The following is a 2,649-nucleotide window of genomic DNA, read 5'->3' on the forward strand; positions in this document are numbered from 1 at the left end:
TGCTGTTTGCCACCGGAACAGTCGGTGTCGATGCAGCGGATGTTTTCGATCAGCGCGGTGTACACGCCCGGGTCGCTGAGCGTCAGCAGGGTGCGAATGTTGTCGATGCTGTTGGCCAGCAGGGCCATGGCGCCGTCGCTCTGGATCGAGCCGGAGCTGTTGACGATGCGGTCGGCCAGGGCGCCTTGGCCGTCGCGGTCGATGCGCAGGTGGCCGAGGCTGTACAGGGCGCCGTCGAGGTTGTCGAGGGTCGCGACGCGCAGGCCCATGTCGGCGCCGCTGAAGATGAGGCCTCGTTCGTTGACCAGGCTGTTGGCGGTGACGATCAACTGCCCGGCGCTGCCCAGGCTGCCGCTGTTGTGCACGCTGGCGGCGTTGAGGGTCAGGTGGGTTCCGGCGCTCAGGCGTCCGGCGTTGGTGAGCAGGCCGGTAAGGTTGACCTGGGTGTGGCCGCCGCCGGCGATCACGGCGTTGTCGGCAAGGGTCATGTGCGCCGCGGCGAGGCTGAAATCCCCTTGGCTGGTGAGCGTACCGATGCCGCTGTAGGTGCCACTGAGGTCAAGGCTGAAGCTGCCATCGGAGGCGAGGGTGCCGCCGATGCTCCAATCGACGCCGCTGCCGGTGAAGCGCTCGGTCGCCAGGAGTCGGCCGCTGCTGACTTGCGTGAAGCGATCCGCCAGCACGTTGATGCGCGCGGCTTGCAGCGCGGTGCGGTTGACCAGGTGGTCGCCTTGCAGGGTCAGCGTGCCGCGGCTGACGATGCTGCCGCCCGCGCTCAAGAGCTGCGCGGTGCCCATGCCCAGCGTGCCGCCACCGACATGAAGCAGGCGGCCGCCCTCGTTGAGGAAGTCGCCCAGGTGCGTGTCGAGGTCGGCGTTGGCGAATTCCAGGATGCCGTTGCGGTTGTCGAGCAGGCCGGTGATGTTCAGGCGGCTGACGTCGTTGCTCAGGGCGCCGCTGCTCAGGGCGCGCAGCTGGCCGTTCTGGTTGTCGACACTGGCGGCCTGCACGGCGAGGCGGGTGTTGCTCTCGATGATGCCGCGGTTGATCAGGGCGCCGGCGAGGGTCATGTCGATCGACTGGCCGGCCAACTGACCACCGCTGGCATTGCTGAAGCTGTCGCCGATCAGGCTGATGTTGCCCAGGGCGTAAAGGCCGCCGTCACCGTTGTCGAAAGCGCCGTGGCGCAGCGTCGCGTTGCCGTTGCGAGCATTGATGCGGCCGCCCTGGTTGGAGAGCCGAGCGCTGATATCGAGGTTGAGGTCGGTGTGCGCCTGAAGCGTGCCGCCGTGGTTGCTGAAGTGCTCGGCGCTGATTTTGACGTCGCCTGCACGGCTGAGGATCAAGCCGCCGTCGCCGTTGCTCAGCTGGCGCTCGACGACAGCGCTGAGTGCGCCATTGGCTGCCAGGGTGCCGCCGCGGTTGTCGACGCTGGCACTGCGGGTGATCAGCAACGGGCCGGCGCCGCCGAGCTTGCCGTTGTGATTGGTGAGGGCGCCGAGCAGGTCGAGGGTAATGCCGCCGTTGCTGGCCAAGGTGCCGGCGCTGTTGTCCAGATCGGTGCCGGTGAAGCTGAACGCCTGCTGGACGTTGACCGTGCCCTGGGCGTTGCCCAGGGTCATGGCGCGGATTACCAGCCCCGCGCCGCTGTCGATCGAGCCACCGTTGCCGTTGTCGAGCAGGCCGCTGACGGTCAGGGTCTGCTCGCCAACACTGGACAGAAAGCCGCCTTGGTTATCGAGGCTGGCGGCGCTGACGTTGAGGGCCTTGGCGCTGACGAGGGCCCCGGCGTTGCCGTTCAGTAATGCACCGCTCAGCTGCACCCTGACATCGCCGTGGCGGCTCGAAAGGGTGCCGCTGGCGCGGTTGTCCAGGTGCGTACCGATCAGGCTCAGCCCCTGCCAGCCGGCCATCAGGCCACCGGCGTTGAGCAGTTGATCGACGTGCAGTGTGAGCTGCGCGTTGCCGATCAGTTGGCCGCCGCGGTTGTCCAGCGTGCCAGTGGCGCTGGCAGCCAGGTCGCGGCTGGCGATCACGCTGGCCTTGGCGTTGTTGATCTGGCGGGCGCTGAGGTGCAGGTCGCCGTGGATGTTGCGGCTGTTGTCGGCATTGACGCCGACTTCGATCACGCCGCTGTTGGTCAGCTGGCCGCCCGCGCTGAGGTGGATGCTGTCCTGGGCAGCGAGGCTTTGCCGGTTGCGCAGATCACCGACAGTCTTGATATCGATGCTTCTGGCATAGGCCGGCCCCTGCGCATCGAGGCTGTCGGCCTGCACGGCGATCGCCCCAAGGGCCGCCATCTGCCCGACGATCAGCTGGCCGTTGGCGGCGATCTGGATATCGCCCGCGCTGGCGGCCATATCGCCGGCCATGTGCACGCCGACGCCTTTTTCGGTGCCGACCAGCTTGATGGTGTTGGCGTACATGCCGCCCAGGGCGCTGGAGTCGATGGCCAGCTGCGGCTTGGCACTGCCGTCCTCGGCGCGTGGGGTGGCCTGCAAGGTGTGTGCATCGACGTCATTGCGCCCAGCGATCACGGCGACATCGCGGGCGTGGATCTGCCCGTTGATCCTGGCCGAGCGGGTAATGACCTCGAAGCTGTCGAGGTTGTCGGCGTTGATTCCGGCGCCATCGATCAGTATGTCGCCA

General features: G+C 67.3%; 1 protein-coding gene. It reads right to left on the reverse strand.

Translation table 11 applies throughout. The features are described 5' to 3' along the window. A partial coding sequence (locus AC3WJP_RS29025; RefSeq protein ID WP_493735704.1) for a two-partner secretion domain-containing protein occupies positions 1-2,649 on the reverse strand: 2,649 nt, incomplete at both ends.

Source organism: Pseudomonas sp. GW821-FHT01A09 (genome assembly GCF_058986725.1).